General features: G+C 68.3%; 16 protein-coding genes and 1 pseudogene. 4 read left to right on the top strand and 13 right to left on the bottom strand.

The window, feature by feature from the left end; all coding sequences use genetic code 11:
- Positions 1-39: 39 nt before the first annotated feature.
- The 5 genes from AC4GYU_RS04845 to AC4GYU_RS04825 are packed head-to-tail and all read right to left on the bottom strand — an operon-like array spanning position 40 to position 4,359.
- The gene (locus tag AC4GYU_RS04845; RefSeq protein ID WP_491085767.1) at positions 40-1,260 is read right to left on the bottom strand and encodes a class I SAM-dependent methyltransferase; all 1,221 of its coding nucleotides are present in this window, start codon (positions 1,258-1,260) and stop codon (positions 40-42) included.
- Positions 1,257-2,117, bottom strand: a complete 861-nt coding sequence (locus tag AC4GYU_RS04840; protein WP_491085766.1) for an oxygenase MpaB family protein — start codon at positions 2,115-2,117, stop codon at positions 1,257-1,259. Before AC4GYU_RS04840 ends, AC4GYU_RS04845 begins: the two co-directional genes overlap by 4 nt.
- A 17-nt stretch (positions 2,118-2,134) precedes the next feature.
- Entirely contained in the window at positions 2,135-3,322 is a 1,188-nt protein-coding gene (rlmN, locus tag AC4GYU_RS04835; RefSeq protein ID WP_491085765.1) for a dual-specificity RNA methyltransferase RlmN, read from the bottom strand.
- A gap of 49 nt (positions 3,323-3,371) precedes the next feature.
- Positions 3,372-3,851, bottom strand: coding sequence for a hypothetical protein (locus tag AC4GYU_RS04830; protein ID WP_491085764.1), 480 nt, complete (start codon positions 3,849-3,851; stop codon positions 3,372-3,374).
- A 7-nt stretch (positions 3,852-3,858) separates the two neighbouring features.
- The gene (locus AC4GYU_RS04825; RefSeq protein ID WP_491085763.1) at positions 3,859-4,359 is read right to left on the bottom strand and encodes an A24 family peptidase; all 501 of its coding nucleotides are present in this window, start codon (positions 4,357-4,359) and stop codon (positions 3,859-3,861) included.
- A gap of 186 nt (positions 4,360-4,545) precedes the next feature.
- On the opposite strand from AC4GYU_RS04825, the gene AC4GYU_RS04820 reads away from it, so the two are divergent.
- The 3 genes from AC4GYU_RS04820 to AC4GYU_RS04810 all read left to right on the top strand — a co-directional run bounded on the left by AC4GYU_RS04820 (position 4,546) and on the right by AC4GYU_RS04810 (position 9,087).
- A complete protein-coding gene (locus AC4GYU_RS04820) occupies positions 4,546-5,919 on the top strand; it encodes a glycosyl transferase family protein (RefSeq protein WP_491085762.1) in 1,374 nt (457 codons plus the stop codon).
- Positions 5,916-7,163, top strand: coding sequence for a hypothetical protein (locus AC4GYU_RS04815; protein WP_491085761.1), 1,248 nt, complete (start codon positions 5,916-5,918; stop codon positions 7,161-7,163). The genes AC4GYU_RS04820 and AC4GYU_RS04815 overlap by 4 nt, the downstream gene beginning before the upstream one ends.
- Before the next feature lie 154 nt (positions 7,164-7,317).
- Complete coding sequence (locus tag AC4GYU_RS04810; RefSeq protein ID WP_491085760.1) at positions 7,318-9,087, top strand: AMP-dependent synthetase/ligase; 1,770 nt, start codon at positions 7,318-7,320, stop codon at positions 9,085-9,087.
- Positions 9,088-9,090: 3 nt separating this feature from the next.
- Here the strand turns inward: AC4GYU_RS04810 and AC4GYU_RS04805 are convergent, their stop codons facing one another.
- From AC4GYU_RS04805 to AC4GYU_RS04775, 7 genes and pseudogenes are all read right to left on the bottom strand, one after another.
- Positions 9,091-9,516: a hypothetical protein gene (locus tag AC4GYU_RS04805; RefSeq protein ID WP_491085759.1), complete on the bottom strand. Its 426-nt coding sequence runs from the start codon at positions 9,514-9,516 to the stop codon at positions 9,091-9,093.
- A 58-nt stretch (positions 9,517-9,574) separates the two neighbouring features.
- Positions 9,575-10,291 (bottom strand): hydroxyacylglutathione hydrolase, encoded by a 717-nt coding sequence (gene gloB / locus AC4GYU_RS04800; protein ID WP_491086878.1) that lies wholly within the window; start codon positions 10,289-10,291, stop codon positions 9,575-9,577.
- Positions 10,291-10,707 (bottom strand): VOC family protein, encoded by a 417-nt coding sequence (locus AC4GYU_RS04795; protein ID WP_491085758.1) that lies wholly within the window; start codon positions 10,705-10,707, stop codon positions 10,291-10,293. Before AC4GYU_RS04795 ends, gloB begins: the two co-directional genes overlap by 1 nt.
- Positions 10,708-10,810: 103 nt before the next feature.
- Complete coding sequence (locus AC4GYU_RS04790) at positions 10,811-11,560, bottom strand: alpha/beta fold hydrolase (protein ID WP_491085757.1); 750 nt, start codon at positions 11,558-11,560, stop codon at positions 10,811-10,813.
- 21 nt (positions 11,561-11,581) lie between these two features.
- The gene (locus tag AC4GYU_RS04785; protein ID WP_491085756.1) at positions 11,582-11,896 is read right to left on the bottom strand and encodes a UrcA family protein; all 315 of its coding nucleotides are present in this window, start codon (positions 11,894-11,896) and stop codon (positions 11,582-11,584) included.
- A 117-nt stretch (positions 11,897-12,013) separates the two neighbouring features.
- Positions 12,014-12,175 carry a hypothetical protein gene (locus tag AC4GYU_RS04780; protein WP_491085755.1) on the bottom strand — a complete coding sequence of 54 codons (162 nt, stop codon included), beginning with the start codon at positions 12,173-12,175 and terminating at the stop codon, positions 12,014-12,016.
- Positions 12,176-12,526: 351 nt separating this feature from the next.
- A pseudogene (locus AC4GYU_RS04775) lies at positions 12,527-12,691 on the bottom strand (flagellin); the annotation flags it as partial.
- A gap of 75 nt (positions 12,692-12,766) precedes the next feature.
- Between AC4GYU_RS04775 and AC4GYU_RS04770 the strand changes: the two are divergent.
- Complete coding sequence (locus tag AC4GYU_RS04770; protein WP_491085754.1) at positions 12,767-13,198, top strand: flagellar hook assembly protein FlgD; 432 nt, start codon at positions 12,767-12,769, stop codon at positions 13,196-13,198.
- Between the two features lie 45 nt (positions 13,199-13,243).
- Here AC4GYU_RS04770 and AC4GYU_RS04765 read toward each other — a convergent pair whose 3' ends face one another.
- On the bottom strand, positions 13,244-15,070 hold the full coding sequence (locus AC4GYU_RS04765) for an autotransporter domain-containing protein (RefSeq protein ID WP_491085753.1): 1,827 nt from the start codon (positions 15,068-15,070) through the stop codon (positions 13,244-13,246).
- Positions 15,071-15,107 lie beyond the last annotated feature (37 nt).

The raw sequence follows: 15,107 nt of genomic DNA, 5'->3' as shown, positions 1-15,107 counted from the left end.
CGGGGAAAGGGCTCGGCAGGAAACTGCCGGGCCCTTTCCTTATCGGCGTTCGGCTGTCCGGTAGCGCTGCTCGTCCTCGAGCATATAGTTGCGCGTGATCGGCAGCGCGCGCCGGTCGCGGACATACTGGACCTGGAAATTGTTCATCGCGCCCTGCTCGAAGGCGACGGCGCCCGCGGCGAGGTAGAATTCCCACATCCGGAAGAAGCGGGCGTCGTAGAGTGCCTCGATCTCGGCGCGGTGGGCGTGGCAATTGGCGAGCCAGGCGCGGAGCGTATAGGCATAATGGAGGCGGAGGGTCTCGACGTCGGTCGCGATCAGCCGGACGCTTTCGCTTGCGGCCATCATCTGGCTGAGGCTCGGCAGGTGGTAGCCGGGGAAGATCCACTTGTCGGTGAAGGGATCGGGCTTCCCGGCCTTGCCATATTTGCCGATCGTGTGGAGCAGCATCACGCCGTCGTCGGCGAGCAAGTCGCGGCACTTGGCGAAGAATTCGTGATAATGCGCCGTGCCGACATGCTCGAACATGCCGACCGAGACGATCCGGTCGAAGCGGCCGGTGACGGCGCGATAGTCGATCAGCTCGAATTTCACCCGGTCGGCGACCCCGGCGTCGGCGGCGCGCTGACGAGCGACGCGTAGCTGCTCCTCCGACAGGGTGACGCCAAGGACGTCGACGTCGGCGAGGCGATGCAAAGTCAGGGCCATTCCGCCCCAGCCGCAGCCGATGTCGAGCACGCGCTGGCCCGGCTTCAGGTGAAGCTTGGCGGCGATATGCGCCTTCTTGTCGACCTGTGCCTGGGCAAGGTCGTTGGCGGGATCGTAGAAGTAGGCGCAGCTGTACTGCATGTCCGGGTCGAGGAAGAGCCGGTAGAGCCGCTCGTCGAGATCGTAGTGGTGCGCGACGTTGCGGCGCGACAGCTTGGCGTCGTTGCGGCGGCGCGGAAGGAAACGCTTCAGCAGCGAGACCTGCTTCTTGAGCCGCCCGCCATGGCCGCCATCCTCGAAGCGATTGGCCCCGACCACCATGGTGAGAAGCTCGAGGAGGGTGCCCTGCTCGATCGTCAGTCGCCCATCCATGTAGAGTTCGCCGAACGCGAGCCTTGGATGGCGGACGAGCCGGAGCAGGGCCGCCCGGTCGTGGATCCGCGCGATGACATGGGGTTCGCCCGCACCAAGCGTGGTCCGCTCGCCGTCGGGCAGGAGGACGGTGAGAGTGCCATCGGTGATGCGGTCGCCGAGCAGCCGTTGGAGGATCATGCCTCCTTCTTGCTCGGCGCGAGCGCCCAACGCAACGTCGAGGCGAGGCCGAAGGTCGCGGCCCGGGTTGTCGGTCGCGCCAGTCCGCTGCCCTTGAGGCCGTGGAGGTGGCGCACTTCGGGGGGCAAAAGGTCGACCGCCGAGCGAGTGAGCAGGCTCTGCACCGGAAGCAGGCGGAGCCGCTGCGGCGGCGCGTTGAGGATGATATCGCGGATGGTCCGGCTGCGCTCGTCGGCGCGAAGCTCGAGGAGGAAGTCGCGGGCGAGCGCCTCTGCCTCGGCTTCGCTGAGCGGAACCGGGTCGGCGCCGAGCAATCGCGCGATCACCGCCACTTCCTGCCAGTAACGGTCGCGATCGCGGGCCGGCATGAGCGGATTGGCGAAGCGCCGATAGCCGGCGAGGAACATGGCCGAGCCCGCGAGGTGGACGAAGGCGAGCAGGCGGGGATCGCTGGCGGCATAAGGCTCGCCGCCCGGAAGGGTTCCGCCGACATGATCGTGGATCCGGCGGACGCGGTCGATCGCCGCCTCGGCATCGGCCCTCGCGCCATAGGTCGTGACCGCGATGAAGCGGGCGGTGTTGCGCAGCCGCCCGTGCATGTTGCGCTGGAAGTCGCTGTGGTCCCAGACTCCGGCCAGCGCCTTGGGATGAAGCATCTGCCAGAGGAGCGCGGCAATGCCTCCGACCATCATCCCGGCGACGTCGGCATGGACCTTCCAGGCGACGCCGTCCGGCGGACAGAGGGAATCGTCGGCGCGAAAGATCGGCTGCTGGCCGCGCTCGGCGTCGTTGAAGAAGCCGATCACGCCGCCGGCGATGGCGCGGCGGAGGCGTTCGGCGGGAGCGAGGCTAGCCATCTCCCGTCAACGCCTCGTCAGGCGGCCTGCTCCCGGTCGAGGTTGGCGCGGCGCTTCTTCTCGGCGGCGGTCTTGAGCTGCCCGCAGGCGGCGTCGATGTCGCGGCCCCGCGGCGTGCGCACGGGCGCCGAGATCCCGCCCTCGAATACGATGTTCGAGAAGGAGCGGATGCGCTCGGGCGTCGAGCATTCATATTCGGCGCCCGGCCAGGGGTTGAACGGGATCAAATTGACCTTCGCCGGAAGGCGATAGTGACGGATCAGGCGGACCAGCTCGCGGGCATGGTCGTCGCTGTCGTTCTTGTCCTTGAGCATCACATATTCGAAGGTGATGCGGCGGGCATTGTTGGCGCCGGGATAGTCGGCGCAGGCCTGGAGCAGTTCCTCGATGCCGTACTTGCGGTTCAGCGGCACGATCTCGTCGCGGATCTCCTTGGTGACCGCGTGCAGCGACACCGCCAGATTGACGCCGATTTCCTCACCCGCCTTCGCCATCATCGGGACCACGCCCGAGGTCGAGAGGGTGATGCGGCGCTTCGAGAGGCCGAGGCCGTCGCCGTCCATGACGATCTTCAGCGCGTCGCGGACATTGTCGAAATTGTAGAGCGGCTCGCCCATGCCCATCATGACGATGTTGGTGAGCATGCGCCCGTCGGGCTGGCTCGGCCACTCGCCAAGCGCGTCGCGGGCGAGCATGACCTGGCCGACGATCTCATGCGGCTCGAGGTTGCGGACGAGGCGCATGGTGCCGGTGTGGCAGAAGCGGCAGTTGAGCGTACAACCGACCTGGCTCGAGACGCACAGGGTGCCGCGGTCCGCATCGGGGATGAAGACCATCTCGAAGTCATGGTTGTCGTGGGTACGGAGCAGCCACTTGCGGGTTCCGTCCGACGACACCTGTGCCTCGACGACGCCGGGGCGCGAGATACGGAAACGCTCGGCGAGCCAGGGCTGCTGGGCCTTGGCGACGTCGGTCATCAGCGAAAAATCGGTGACGCCGCGATTGTAGATCCAATGCCACAGCTGCTTGGCGCGAAGCTTGGCCTGGCGCGCGTCCATCCCGGCGGCCTCGAGCGCGGCACGGATGCCCTCGCGCGGGAGGCCGATAAGCTCGACACGCGGGTCGTCGCTCCTCGGCTCGGGGCGGGGGACGGGCACGGGGTCGACCGGGCCGGGGATCGGCATCAGGGAGGTATCAGCGCTCATGGGAGAGCGGCCATGTAGTCGCTTTTGCCCGATTCTTCCAGTGCTTCGCTCAGGGAGCACAGGCGATGGCGGCAGCGTCGATCGCGGTGGGGGCGCCGGCCAGGAGGTAACGGTCGCTGATGCTTGCCCCGAGGCCCTGCGCACGAACCCGCATCTCGCCGTTGGCGCGGATCGCGGCGATAATGGCCCGCTCCTGCTCGGGGCCGCGGCTCCATGCGCTATTGCCCTCGGCGACGAGAAGGAAGGTGCCGCCGCCGATCGTCAGCACCGCGGCCGAGCCCGGCCGGACGGGCCGCGCGAAGAGCAGGTGCAACTGTCCCCGCCGGCGACCGTCGCGGGTGAAGGCGAAGGCCGCGCGGGCCTGCGGGCGGCCGGGCAGTGCCTGAAGTTCGCTTCGCGCGACGGCTTCGCACAGGCCACCCGGGCGCTCGAAGGCCGCCCAGTCGGTCCCTGCGTGAAGCAGCCGCTGCGCCGGCGCTGGCGCCGCCAGCCCGAGCAGCGCCGCGGCGATCAGGGCTGCGCGGGTCACCGGCGGATCAGAACTTCGGCAGCGCAGACAGTTGCAGGCTGGCGATGATCGCGCCTGCGGCGATGGCGATGCCGTAGGGGATGCCGGCCTTGGGCTGGAGCACCCGCACGCGCGAGCGCAGCGCATCGGGCCAGGGCAAGGTCCGCAGGATGATGATCAGCACGGCGAGGATGCCGCCGCTGATCGCGGTCCAGATAAGGAAGCGGAGCGATCCGCCGAGCTCGAACCAGAGCACGGTCGCGGCGAACAGTTTGACGTCACCGCCGCCAAGGATTCCGCGGCCGAACAGGAAGGTGCCGATCACAAGCGCGAGAACGAAGACGAGCCCATTCTCCCACAGATCGACTCGGGGGCCCGCGACCACTGCCGCAACCAGCCCGAGGATCAGTACCGCACCCACGATATAGTTGCTGATCTTCAGCATCACCGAGTCCTGCAGCGCGGCAAGCACCAGCAGTCCGATCAGTGCCCAGAACAACCAGTCCGGCACCAACGTCATGAGATTCATGGCTTCTCCCCCTCCCGTCCCCGACTAGCGATGGCGTGCCCGCGCGGCGCTGGCAAGGCCGCTTGCGTCGGCGGGGACTCCATGAGACACTGCTGTTGCTCGGATGACCAGCGCTGGGGGGCGCGTGGACCGGGCAAAGACCTCGATCGCAGTGGCCGTCAGAACGCCCCGCAAGGGTGCGTCGCGATGACGCTTCAGCTCGCTCTCGCCGAGGCTGCGGCCGAGCTTGCGCTGTTCGCTGCGCTCGGTTTCCTGCTCTTCTCGCTCGACGACCTTGCGGTCGACGTCATCTATTTCGTTCGCCGCCTGTGGCGGGCGCTGACGGTCTATCGCCGGCACCCGCGGATCGATGCCGCGACCCTGGTGGCAGGCCGCGACCATGGCTGGATGGTGGTCTTGGTTCCGGCATGGGACGAAGCCGCCGTGATCGGCCCGATGCTGCGCTCGACGCTCGCACGGTTCGACCATCCCGATTTCAGCCTTCTGGTCGGCTATTATCGCAACGATCCGGCGACCCGCCTCGCGATCGAGGGGGTTCATGACGCGCGCGTCATTGCTGTCGAGGTGCCGGCCGACGGACCGACGACCAAGGCCGACTGCCTCAACCATCTCTACGCCTTCCTCGTCCGCGAAGAGGCGGCGCGGGGTGTGCGGGCCAAGGCGCTGGTGCTGCACGATGCCGAAGACCTCGTCCATCCGCTCGAGCTGCGGCTGTTCGATCGGCTGATCGAGCGTGCCGGGGTGGTGCAACTGCCGGTGGTCCCGCTGCCCGATCGCGCGAGCCCGTGGATCGCGGGCCATTATTGCGACGAGTTCGCCGAGAGCCACGGCAAGGAGCTGGTGGTGCGGGAAGCGGTCGGCGCCGCCATTCCGCTGGCGGGCGTCGGCTGCGCCATATCGCGCGACGCGATCGCGCGGCTCGCTTCCGCGCATGACGGCAAGCCTTTCGCGGGCGGGTCGATGACCGAGGATTATGAGATGGGCCTGCGGCTCGGCGCGCTGGGCGAGCGGACGATGTTCGTCCGTATTCCGGCGCACAACGGGCAGGCCGGGTTCGTGGCCTCGCGCGGTCACTTTCCGGCGACACTCGGCGCGGCGGTGCGGCAGAAGGCGCGCTGGCTGGGCGGGATCGCCTTTGCCGGATGGGACCGGCTCGGCTGGCGCGGCGGCCTCGGCGAACGCTGGTTCCGGCTGCGCGACCGGCGCGGGCCGCTCGCCGCGGTCCTTTTGCTGTCCGGCTATCTTGCCGCGATCCTGTGGGGCCAGCTGTGGCTTTCAGCGCAGCTCGGTGCTCCCCTGCCGCCCCAGCCCTCGCCGCTGCTGGCAAGCCTCCTCCAGGTGAATTTCGTCCTGCTTCTGTGGAGAACGATCATGCGCATCAGCTTCACCACGCGCCTCTATGGCCTTGGCGAAGGGCTCGCCTCGGTGCCCCGGATCCTTGCCGGGAACCTCATCGCCATCCTCGCCGCGGGACGAGCCCTGTTCCAGCATGCCGGCGGAGGGCCGAAGCAGTGGGACAAGACCGCGCATGTCTTCCCGGCCGAAATGGTGCGGCCGTGAGCGCGCCGCTGCGCTTCCTTGGGCTGGCGATCATCAGCTACGTCGGCCTGCGGACGGCGAGCAGTGCGCTCGCGCTCGAACCCATCCTGCCCCTGACGGCCGACAAGCCCGCGCCATCGGTCGAGACCGCGGCGACGGCCGACGCCCCGCTCCCGCCGCCCGGCGTCCCCGCCGAAATGGGCCCGGCCCCCTATACCTATCCCACCATGGCCTATGGCTATGGCCCGCCGCCGGGCGTGCAGGGCCAGGCGCCCGTGATCATGCCTTATCCGGTGATGCCGGCGGCCTATCCCGCGGCACGGCCGGCGCAGATCCTCTGTTATCCCGCACCCTATCGCGAGCGGGAGCGCGATCGGGATCGGAGCTACCCTCCGCCGCCGCCCCCCGGCACCGACGATGCGGCGATCGGCGCACTTCCGGGATCGGGTTATGACCAGCCAGTCGCACCGCTCGACCAGTGGCCGGCGATTGGCACTGTCGGCCCCGCTAGCGTCGCCTCGCTCCAGCGGACTCCGCGTTGGGGCAAGAACCTCGATGATTCCGAACCGATCGCGGAGGCACGGCCCAATCGCTGGTCGGTCGACGCCTGGACCCTGCTCCGCCCGCCACGCGAGGGCCTGATCAAGCTCAACGATCCCAATGGCGGGCTCAATCCGGGACTGGCCTCGGCGGGATCGCTGGGCGGTAGCCAGGCCGGGGTCCGGATCACCTGGCGGCCCCTGCAGTCGGTCGGGGTCCATGTCCGCGCCTCGACCGCGCTGATGCCGCAGGGTCGCGGTGGACAGGCACTGGCCGGAGGCGAAGGCGCGGTCGGCGTCAGCTGGCAGCCCTTCCGGCAGATCCCGATCCGGCTGATGGGCGAACGACGCCAGCGGCTCGGGCCGGCGCTCGGCGGCGGGCGCAACGCCTTTGCCGTGCTGGCCGAAGGCGGAATCTATGGCGCGCGGCTGCCCTACGGGATTCAGCTCGACGGCTATGGCCAGGCCGGGATCGTCGGCATGAACCGGCGCGACCTCTTTGCCGACGGCGCGCTTGCGGCGACCTACCCGTTCCTTCCACGGCTCGCGATCGGCGCGGGCGTCTGGGGCGGGACGCAGCCCGGGCTTTACCGCGTCGATGCGGGGCCACGGCTTAGCTACCAGCTCAGTCCGAGGCTTCGGCTGCACCTCGACTATCGCTTCCAGATGACCGGCAATGCGGAACCGCGAAGCGGGCCCGCATTGACGATCGCCGGCGGCTTCTGAGGTCCCCGAGCCGGCCCCGTCCCCAGTCAGCCGGCTCCGAGGCCCCCTTCCCACCCCAGTGAAGGGGGCCTCGTCCTTTCCGCGCCAAGCTTTTGCGAAGCCGCTTCTTCTCGCCTAAGACCCCGCCCACGCGGGAGGAGGCAGAAGTATCGTTATGCGCAAGGGCACCAAGCTCGAGAATTTCCCCAATCTGGTCGCCATGTTCCTCGACCGCGTCGAGCAACGGGGCGATGCGCCCTTCCTGTGGGCGAAGCGCGACGGGGCGTGGAAGTCGATCAGTTATGCCGAAGCGGCGCGCCAGGTGGCGGCGCTGTCGGCCAGCCTGATCCGCCTCGGCTGCCGACCCGGTGATCGCGTCATGCTGGTGTCCGAGAACCGCCCCGAATGGCTGATCGCCGATCTCGCGATCATGGCCGCGGGGTGCGTCACGGTGCCGACCTACACCACCAACACGACCCGCGATCATACGCACATCCTGACCAACTCGGGCGCGCGGGCGGTGATCGTCTCGACCCAGAAGCTGGCCAAGGCGCTGATACCCGCCGTGCTGTTCGCGTCCGACTGCCAGGACGTCATCGGGATCGAGGACATCCGCACCGGCCAGCCGGTCAATGGCGCCCGCTTCCACCAGTGGGACGAACTCGCCAGCCTGGGCGGCGAGCTGGCCGAAGTGCGCGAACGGATCGCGACGATCGGCCGCAACGACCTGGCCTGCCTCATCTACACGAGTGGCACCGGCGGTGCGCCGCGCGGCGTTCGCCAGCATCATGGCGCTATCCTCCACAATGTCGCCGCCTGCCTCGACGTCATTGCCAACGACTTCGGCTGGGACGACGAAATCTTCCTCTCGTTCCTTCCGGCGAGCCACGCCTACGAGCATAGCGGCGGGCAGATGTTCCCGATCGGGCTCGGCGGGCAGATCTATTATGCCGAGAGCCTCGAGAAGCTTGCCGCCAACATCGAGGAAGTGCGTCCGACCATCATGGTCGTGGTCCCGCGCCTGTTCGAGATGCTCCGCCAGCGAATGTTGAAGACCCTCGAGAAGCAAGGCGGGCTCGGCCAGAAGCTTCTCGCCCGGGCGCTCGAGATCGGCAAGGAACGCTACGAGAAGGGTTCGATTCCCCTGAAGGACTGGCCGGCTGACATCGCGGTCCGGCTGCTTCTCAAGCGCAAGGTCAGCCAGAAGTTCGGCGGCCGGATCAAGGCGATGGTCTCGGGCGGCGCGCCGCTCAATCCCGATGTCGGCCTCTTCTTCCACTCGCTCGGGCTGACCATGCTCCAGGGCTATGGCCAGACCGAAAGCGGTCCGGTGATCAGCTGCAACCGGCCCAAGGCGGGCGTGCGGATGGAGACGGTCGGGCCGCCGCTCCTCAATACCGAGGTGAAGGTGGCCGAGGACGGCGAACTGCTGGTCCGGGGCGAGCTCGTCATGCACGGCTACTGGAACAATGACGAGGAGACGGCCCGGGTCCTCAAGGATGGCTGGCTGCACACCGGCGACGTCGGCCATTTCGACGATCATGGCCGGATCGTCATTACCGACCGCAAGAAGGACCTGATCGTCAACGACAAGGGCGACAATGTCTCGCCCCAGCGGGTCGAGGGCATGCTGACGCTGCAGCCGGAGATCGCGCAGGCGATGGTCTACGGCGACCGCAGGCCGCACCTCGTGGCGCTGCTGGTGCCCGAGCCCGAGCTGGTCACCGAATGCAAGCGCGACGAGGCCACGATCCGCGCCCGGCTGCAGAAGGCGGTCGACCGGGTCAATGCCGAGCTCAGCGTGATCGAGAAGGTTCGCCGCTTCACCCTCGCCGACGCCGCGTTCAGCGTCGACAACGAGCAGATGACGCCGAGCATGAAGATCCGGCGCCATGTCCTCAAGCAGGCCTATGGCGAGCGGCTCGACGCGCTCTACGGGAAATAGGACCTAGCGGAGGCCGCGCCCGTTGTAGGGGACGAAGTCGCCGAGGCTGCAGCTGCCGACATTGAAGCCGGTCGAGGTGTCGACGACCTGCGCGATCTCGCCGCGGCAGAGGCCGGTACCGAACTGCTTGGTGACAAGGGCATAGCCGGGGCGGCCAAGACCGTAGCAGGGTCCGTTGACGTCATTCCGCCAGACGCGGTTGGCGCCATCACGGAAGAGGATGGTGCGCTCGTCGATCACCACCATGTCGGTCGCGCGCGAGTTCGGCAGGCAGCTCTGCGGGCGACCCGCGACCCGGCCGGCGAGCCACTTGGACAATTCCTGCTGGGCGGCGACGGTCCGAACCTCGGGCGTCGCGGTGGTGGCACAGGCAGCAAGCCCGGTGGCGGCGGCGAGAATGGCGACGGAAGCGACGGTCAATCCACGCATGAGTGGGTCCTCACATTATATCCTAACGCAACGCATCAGCAGCCTGCTGTCTCCAGGATTAACGGAAGCTGTCCTTGGCCGCGCGGAGGCGGGCGAATTCTTCGGCGGATGTCGCTCGGAGAAAGAGGTTGCTGCCTTTCTCCTCGGCGATGGTGGTCGGCACCGTCGGACGCCCCTCTTCGCGAAGCGCAACAATCTCTTCGTGACGGCGCGCGACGGCGGGATCGTCCGGCGCTTCGGCGCTGAGGAACCGATAGTTGGACAGGCTATATTCGTGCGCGGGGTAGACGATCGTGTCGTCGGGAAGGGTCGCCAGCCGCTGCAGCGAGGCGTGCATCTGCTCGGGCGTGCCCTCGAACAGTCGTCCGCAGCCGCCGGCAAACAGGGTGTCGCCGACGAAGGCATGGCCGGGAAGGATGAAGGCGATGTGCCCGAGCGTGTGGCCGGGCACGGCCCAGACCTCGGCCTGGAACGGGCCGACCGAAAGCCGGTCGCCATCGGCGAGGCCATGATCGAGCCCGGCGAAGCGGTCGCGCTCGCTTTCCGGACCCCAGACCCTCGCGCCTGTCGCCGCGACCACCGCCGGGATCCCGGCGGTATGGTCGGGGTGCCAGTGGGTGATCAGGACCTGATCGATGGTCCAGCCACGCTCGGCCGCTGCGGCCAGCGCGACGGCGCCGTCGCCGGGGTCGACCACGGCCGTGTGCCCGGTCGCGTCATCGTGCAGAAGCCAGATATAATTGTCGCTGAGCGCCGCGACCGGGACGACCTGCATCACCAGCTGCCGGTGTTGGGCATCGAGGCCCACGGCTCCTGCGGCGCCCGCGCCCCGCCCTTGTTGAGCAGCTCGATCGAGATGTTGTCGGGGGTGCGGACGAAGGCCATCCGCCCGTCGCGCGGGGGCCGATTGATGGTGACGCCGGCGTCCATGAGGCGCTGGCAGGTCTCATAGATGTCGTCGACCGAGTAAGCGAGGTGGCCGAAGTTGCGGCCGCCGTCATAATCCTCGGGGTCCCAATTGTGGGTTAGTTCGACCTCGCCGCCTTCGTCGCCGGGCACGCCGAGAAAGATGAGGGTGAAGCGCCCGCCCTCATTCTCGATCCGCCGGCGCTCCTCGAGGCCGAGCAGCTTGAAGAAGGCGATGGTGCGCTCGGGGTCGGCGACACGAAGCATGGTGTGCAGGAATTTCACGGCAGGATTTCTCCGAGGTTCGAATGTGGTGCGGCGCCGGGCGGCAGAACTGGCCCGGGTTCAATGCCCGTCGGCGCCTTAGGTGCCCTTCGATGCGGCGACTTCAAGGGCGGCGGCGCGCTTCTTCGGCAAACAGGCCGCGGATCGTGCGCTCGAGAAGCGCGATCTCGCCCGGAGCGGACATGCGATGGGTTCCGCCCTTGACCACCGTGACCTGCACGTCCGTCGATTCGAGCGCATCCTTGAGGCGGAAGGCGATGTCGAGCGGGACTTCGGCATCGCGGTCGCCATGGAGAAGGCGGACCGGGCCGGAGAAGGGGATCGGCGCATCAAGGAGGCGCAATTGCTCGCCCGAGGCCCAGAATTGCGCGGTGGTGAGCTCGGCATCGCCGCCATAGGGATTGGGTCGGCGAAGGTCTTTGCCCGCGGCAAGCTGCGTCTTTTCGGCCGGCCCATAACCCCAGTCGGTGAAATCGGGTGCCGCGGCGATCCCGACCAGCGCCGCGACCCGCGCGCCGAGGCGCCGGGCGAGATGACCCATGATCCAGCCGCCCATCGACGAACCGACGAGGACCAACGGTCCATTGACGAGGCCGGCGACCGCTTCGGCGTCCTCGATCCAGTCGCGCAACGACGCGTCCTCGAACCGGCCTTCGGATTCACCGGTGCCGCGATAATCGAAGCGAAGGAGGCTAAAGCCCTCCCGCTCCGCCAGCGCGTCGAGCGCCGCGGCCTTGGTGCCGAGCATGTCCGAGGCGTAGCCAGGCAGGAAGAGGATGGTCGGGCTGGCGCCGGGCCGGTGCCGGACGGCAAGGCGGGGATGGTCGGGGCGGGAAAGCCATTGGCGGTCCATCGGCTTTCCCTAGCCGAAGGATCAGCGAGCGGCGAGCCTTGCCGCGGTCTCGCGGTTGGCGAAGGCGCGCTCGGCCTGGGCGATCACTTCTGCCCGGCAGGCCCGGACCGCACGGCGACCTTCGGGATCGCTCGCACTCGGTTCGCCGCACAATTCGGCCGCGGCGATCGACAGTCGCCGGGCAAAGGTCGCACGGCCTTCGGCGCTGGTGACGTCGAGGTCGCGGGTGACGATGGTCGTTTCGACCGTCGCCCCGGGCGCGGCGGCCAGAGCAGGGCCGGAAAGGCCCCCGGCAAGCAGGGCCAAAAAGCCGAAAGTGAGGGAAGCGGTCCGCATGGTCATTCTCCCTGTCAGCAGAACAGGGAGGCCATATGGACCTCCAAAAGCGTTGCAGGGAGCAACGATGTTGCGCTGCCGTTCTGCGAAATCGCAGAGCTCGGCTCGCCCTCATTGCTAGTCTTCGAGCCAGCCCTTTGGCGCGGTGCCGATCTCGGCAGCGGCGGGAACGGGCGGAGCCGCCTTGGGCGTCGAGCCGGGCCAAGCCACGACCATGATCGCGAAGGACAGGACCGCCAGGCCGAGCATGAGGAGCATGTAGGGCACGACCCCCAGCATGAGCCGAGGCTGCTGGACCGGTTCGCTCCGATCGGTCGCGGGTCGCAGGGGACTGGCCGCCGGGCGCCCCGTCCGCCGAGGGCGACGGGGCGGCCAGTAATCTTCGGGGCGGGTCCAAGCCCGCGCTTTCTCGTCGGGAATCGGCATGGCTATCGGGCTAACGCACCACATTTGGCTTGGCTTCGCACCCCGGCGCAAAGTCCGGGGTGCCGGGTCAGGTTTGCGACCGGACGTGGCAGCAGCGCCGCAGGGCCGGCCCTTCGGCTGGACCCGGACGCGAAAAGGGCCGGAGCGATGATCCTCGCCCCGGCCCCCACGCACCGGCCCCGTGCCGGACTGGTGTGACGTGACTTAGCGGAACAGCGCCATGATGGCCTGCGGCGCCTGGTTGGCGATCGACAAGGCCTGGATGCCGAGCTGCTGCTTGACCTGCAGCGCCTGCAGCTTCGCGCTTTCCTTGGCCAGGTCGGCGTCAACGAGGTTGCCGACCGACGATTCGACCACGTCGCTCAGGCGGTTGGAGCCCAGCAGCTGGTCCAATATTCGCAGGTCGAACAGTCGCTCCAGCAGACCGCGGTGCTGAAGGACATATTGTCGCGACTGTCTTCGGACGACCTGACCCGGGCAGGGCAGCTGATCGGACGCAACGGGGAATTCGACAGTTCGGTGAGCGGTCTGAGCGAGGGTCGGCCGGCCGAATGGCGCTGGGCCTTCGATCGCGCGCCGGCGTCCGTGGACGCCGAGATCCTCGACAGCAGCGGGCGGGTCGTTGCGAGGCCGAGCGTGGCGCTGGCGGGAAGCGGGTCGCTGCAATGGGATGGTTCGCTCGCCTCGGGCGGTAAGGCGGCGCCCGGCGCCTATGTCCTCCGCCTCGTCGCCAAGGACGCGTCGGGAGCGCCCATCACTCCGCAACTCAGCAGCCTCGGCCGGATCGAGGAAGTCGTCAGCCGCGAGGGCGAATTGTGGGCAGGGTTCGGCAGCGTCGCGCTGCCCCTGTCGAAGTTGGTCAGGATCGCCGCCTGATCAGCGGAAGCGGGCGCCGAGGTTCGATCCCCGGCGCCCCCCTGATCAGAAGCCGACGCGAACGCCTGCGTGCGCGCTCAGCTCGTTGCCCTGATCCTTGCCGGCGGTCGTGCTGGCGACGACGTCCAGCTGGACCCGGCCGCTGATGCGGGCCGAGGCACCGCCCGAGAAGCGGGTATAGACCCCCTTGTCGCGCTCGCCGAGGTCGAAGCTGTTGACGATGGTCGGCGATGCGGTCTGCGCAAAGCTGATCGTGCGCCCATCACCCTTGAGGTCCTTCTCGACCATCGCCGAGGCGAACGGACGCAGCGCGGTGCCGGCGGCGTCGAAGTCGCCGCGAAGCTCGAGGCCGAGCCCACCGACCAGCGCCTCGTAGCGCTGCTTGCCGACGTTGAGGGTCAGCGCGCCATCGCCGGTCTCGGTGTAGCCGTCGACCTTGGCGCGGGCGTAGTCGATCGCCGCGACCGGGCCGAGGCGGACCGCACCGAGCGGCATCAGATAGCCGAGCTTGGCACCGGCGAGGATGTGGCTGCCGTTCGGGCTGGCGGACATGCCGCCGACGACGCCGGCACGCTCGATGTCATAGTCGGTCCGGCCGGCGCCGGCATGACCCTGAACGAAGACCGGCCCAAGCGCATAGGACGCATAGAGGCCGCCCTGCAGGGTCTTGCCCGTGACGTCCGCGCTCTTGTTGCCGAACTTGGCCTTGCCGCGGCTGTAGTTGCCCGCGATGCCGACCACGCCATTGCCGCCGAAACCGAATTCGACGCCCGCGGTCGCACCGACGCTGTCGATGTCGAAGGCGTCGGTCACGTCGCTCATCCCGACGTCGCGGGTGAGGCTGTCACCAAGCACGAAGACGCGCGCGCCCTCGAGGACTTCGCCGTCGCGCGGGCTGCCGACGTCCATCCGGCTGTTGAGCGTCCGGCCGAACTGGCGGGCGGTGTCGAGGCCGAGGTCGCTGGTCGCGCCGATGTTGAGCGGCGCCTGGAGCTGGCGCTGCACGTAGCGGGCGACGATGCGGAAGCCGTCCGAGCTCAGGTGGAGGTTGTCGACGTAGAAGAGGTAGCCGGCGCAACCGGTGCCGACGTTTGCGCTGGTCGGCGGGCAGACGACGCCGTTGGGCAGGCCGAAGGCAGCGCTGTTGGTCGAGATCGAGTCCAGCACCTTGGTGAGGTCGAGATAATGGACCACGACGCCCTGGCTCGCATAGCCGGCAAGGATGCTCTGCATGCCAGTGTTGAAGCTGGTCGAGAAGGTGTTGCGGATGGCGCGCGCGGCGGGGTCGTTGGCGACCTCGGGCAGCAGCGCGGTGTTGCCCGCGAGGAAGCTGATGGTCGGCGCGCCCGCCGCGACCAGCCGGTCGAGCTGGGTCTTGGTCGACGTGATGGCGTTGTTGACCGTGAACGAGCCGTAGAGGCCCTGCTGGAAGTAGCGGGCGTCGTTGCCGCCGATCGAGACGGTGACGAGGTCGCCCTTGTCGAACGAGGGCGTGCCGTTCGGGAAGGCCGGCAGCTGGGTCCCGACGTTCAGGAAATTGTCGACCTGGAGCTGGAAGTCGAATGGCGTCGCAGGCGCGCCGCGGACCGCGCTCGCGCCGCCGATGGCGAAGTTCTCGACCGGCACGCCGAGCAAAGCCGACAGGCTGTCGACATAGTTGGTGCCGCCCGAGAAACGGCCGGTCTTGTAGATGCCGTTGAGGTAGGTGTTCGGGTTGAGGCCGGTCAGCTCGAACAGATTGCCGTCGTCGGCATAGCTGTCACCGAAGGTGACGATCCGGTCGACCCGCTGGGCGGCCACAGGGGTCGCCGCCGAAAACAGAGCAAGAGCCGTCGCGCCAAGCAGAGCACGAGCGCCAAGACGCTGAATCATGTGTCATTTCCTCCCCGACCGACGAACGCGGCCTCCG

This window comes from Sphingomonas sp. SP2 (assembly GCF_058313385.1).
This window is presented reverse-complemented; position numbering and strand designations above follow the sequence as displayed.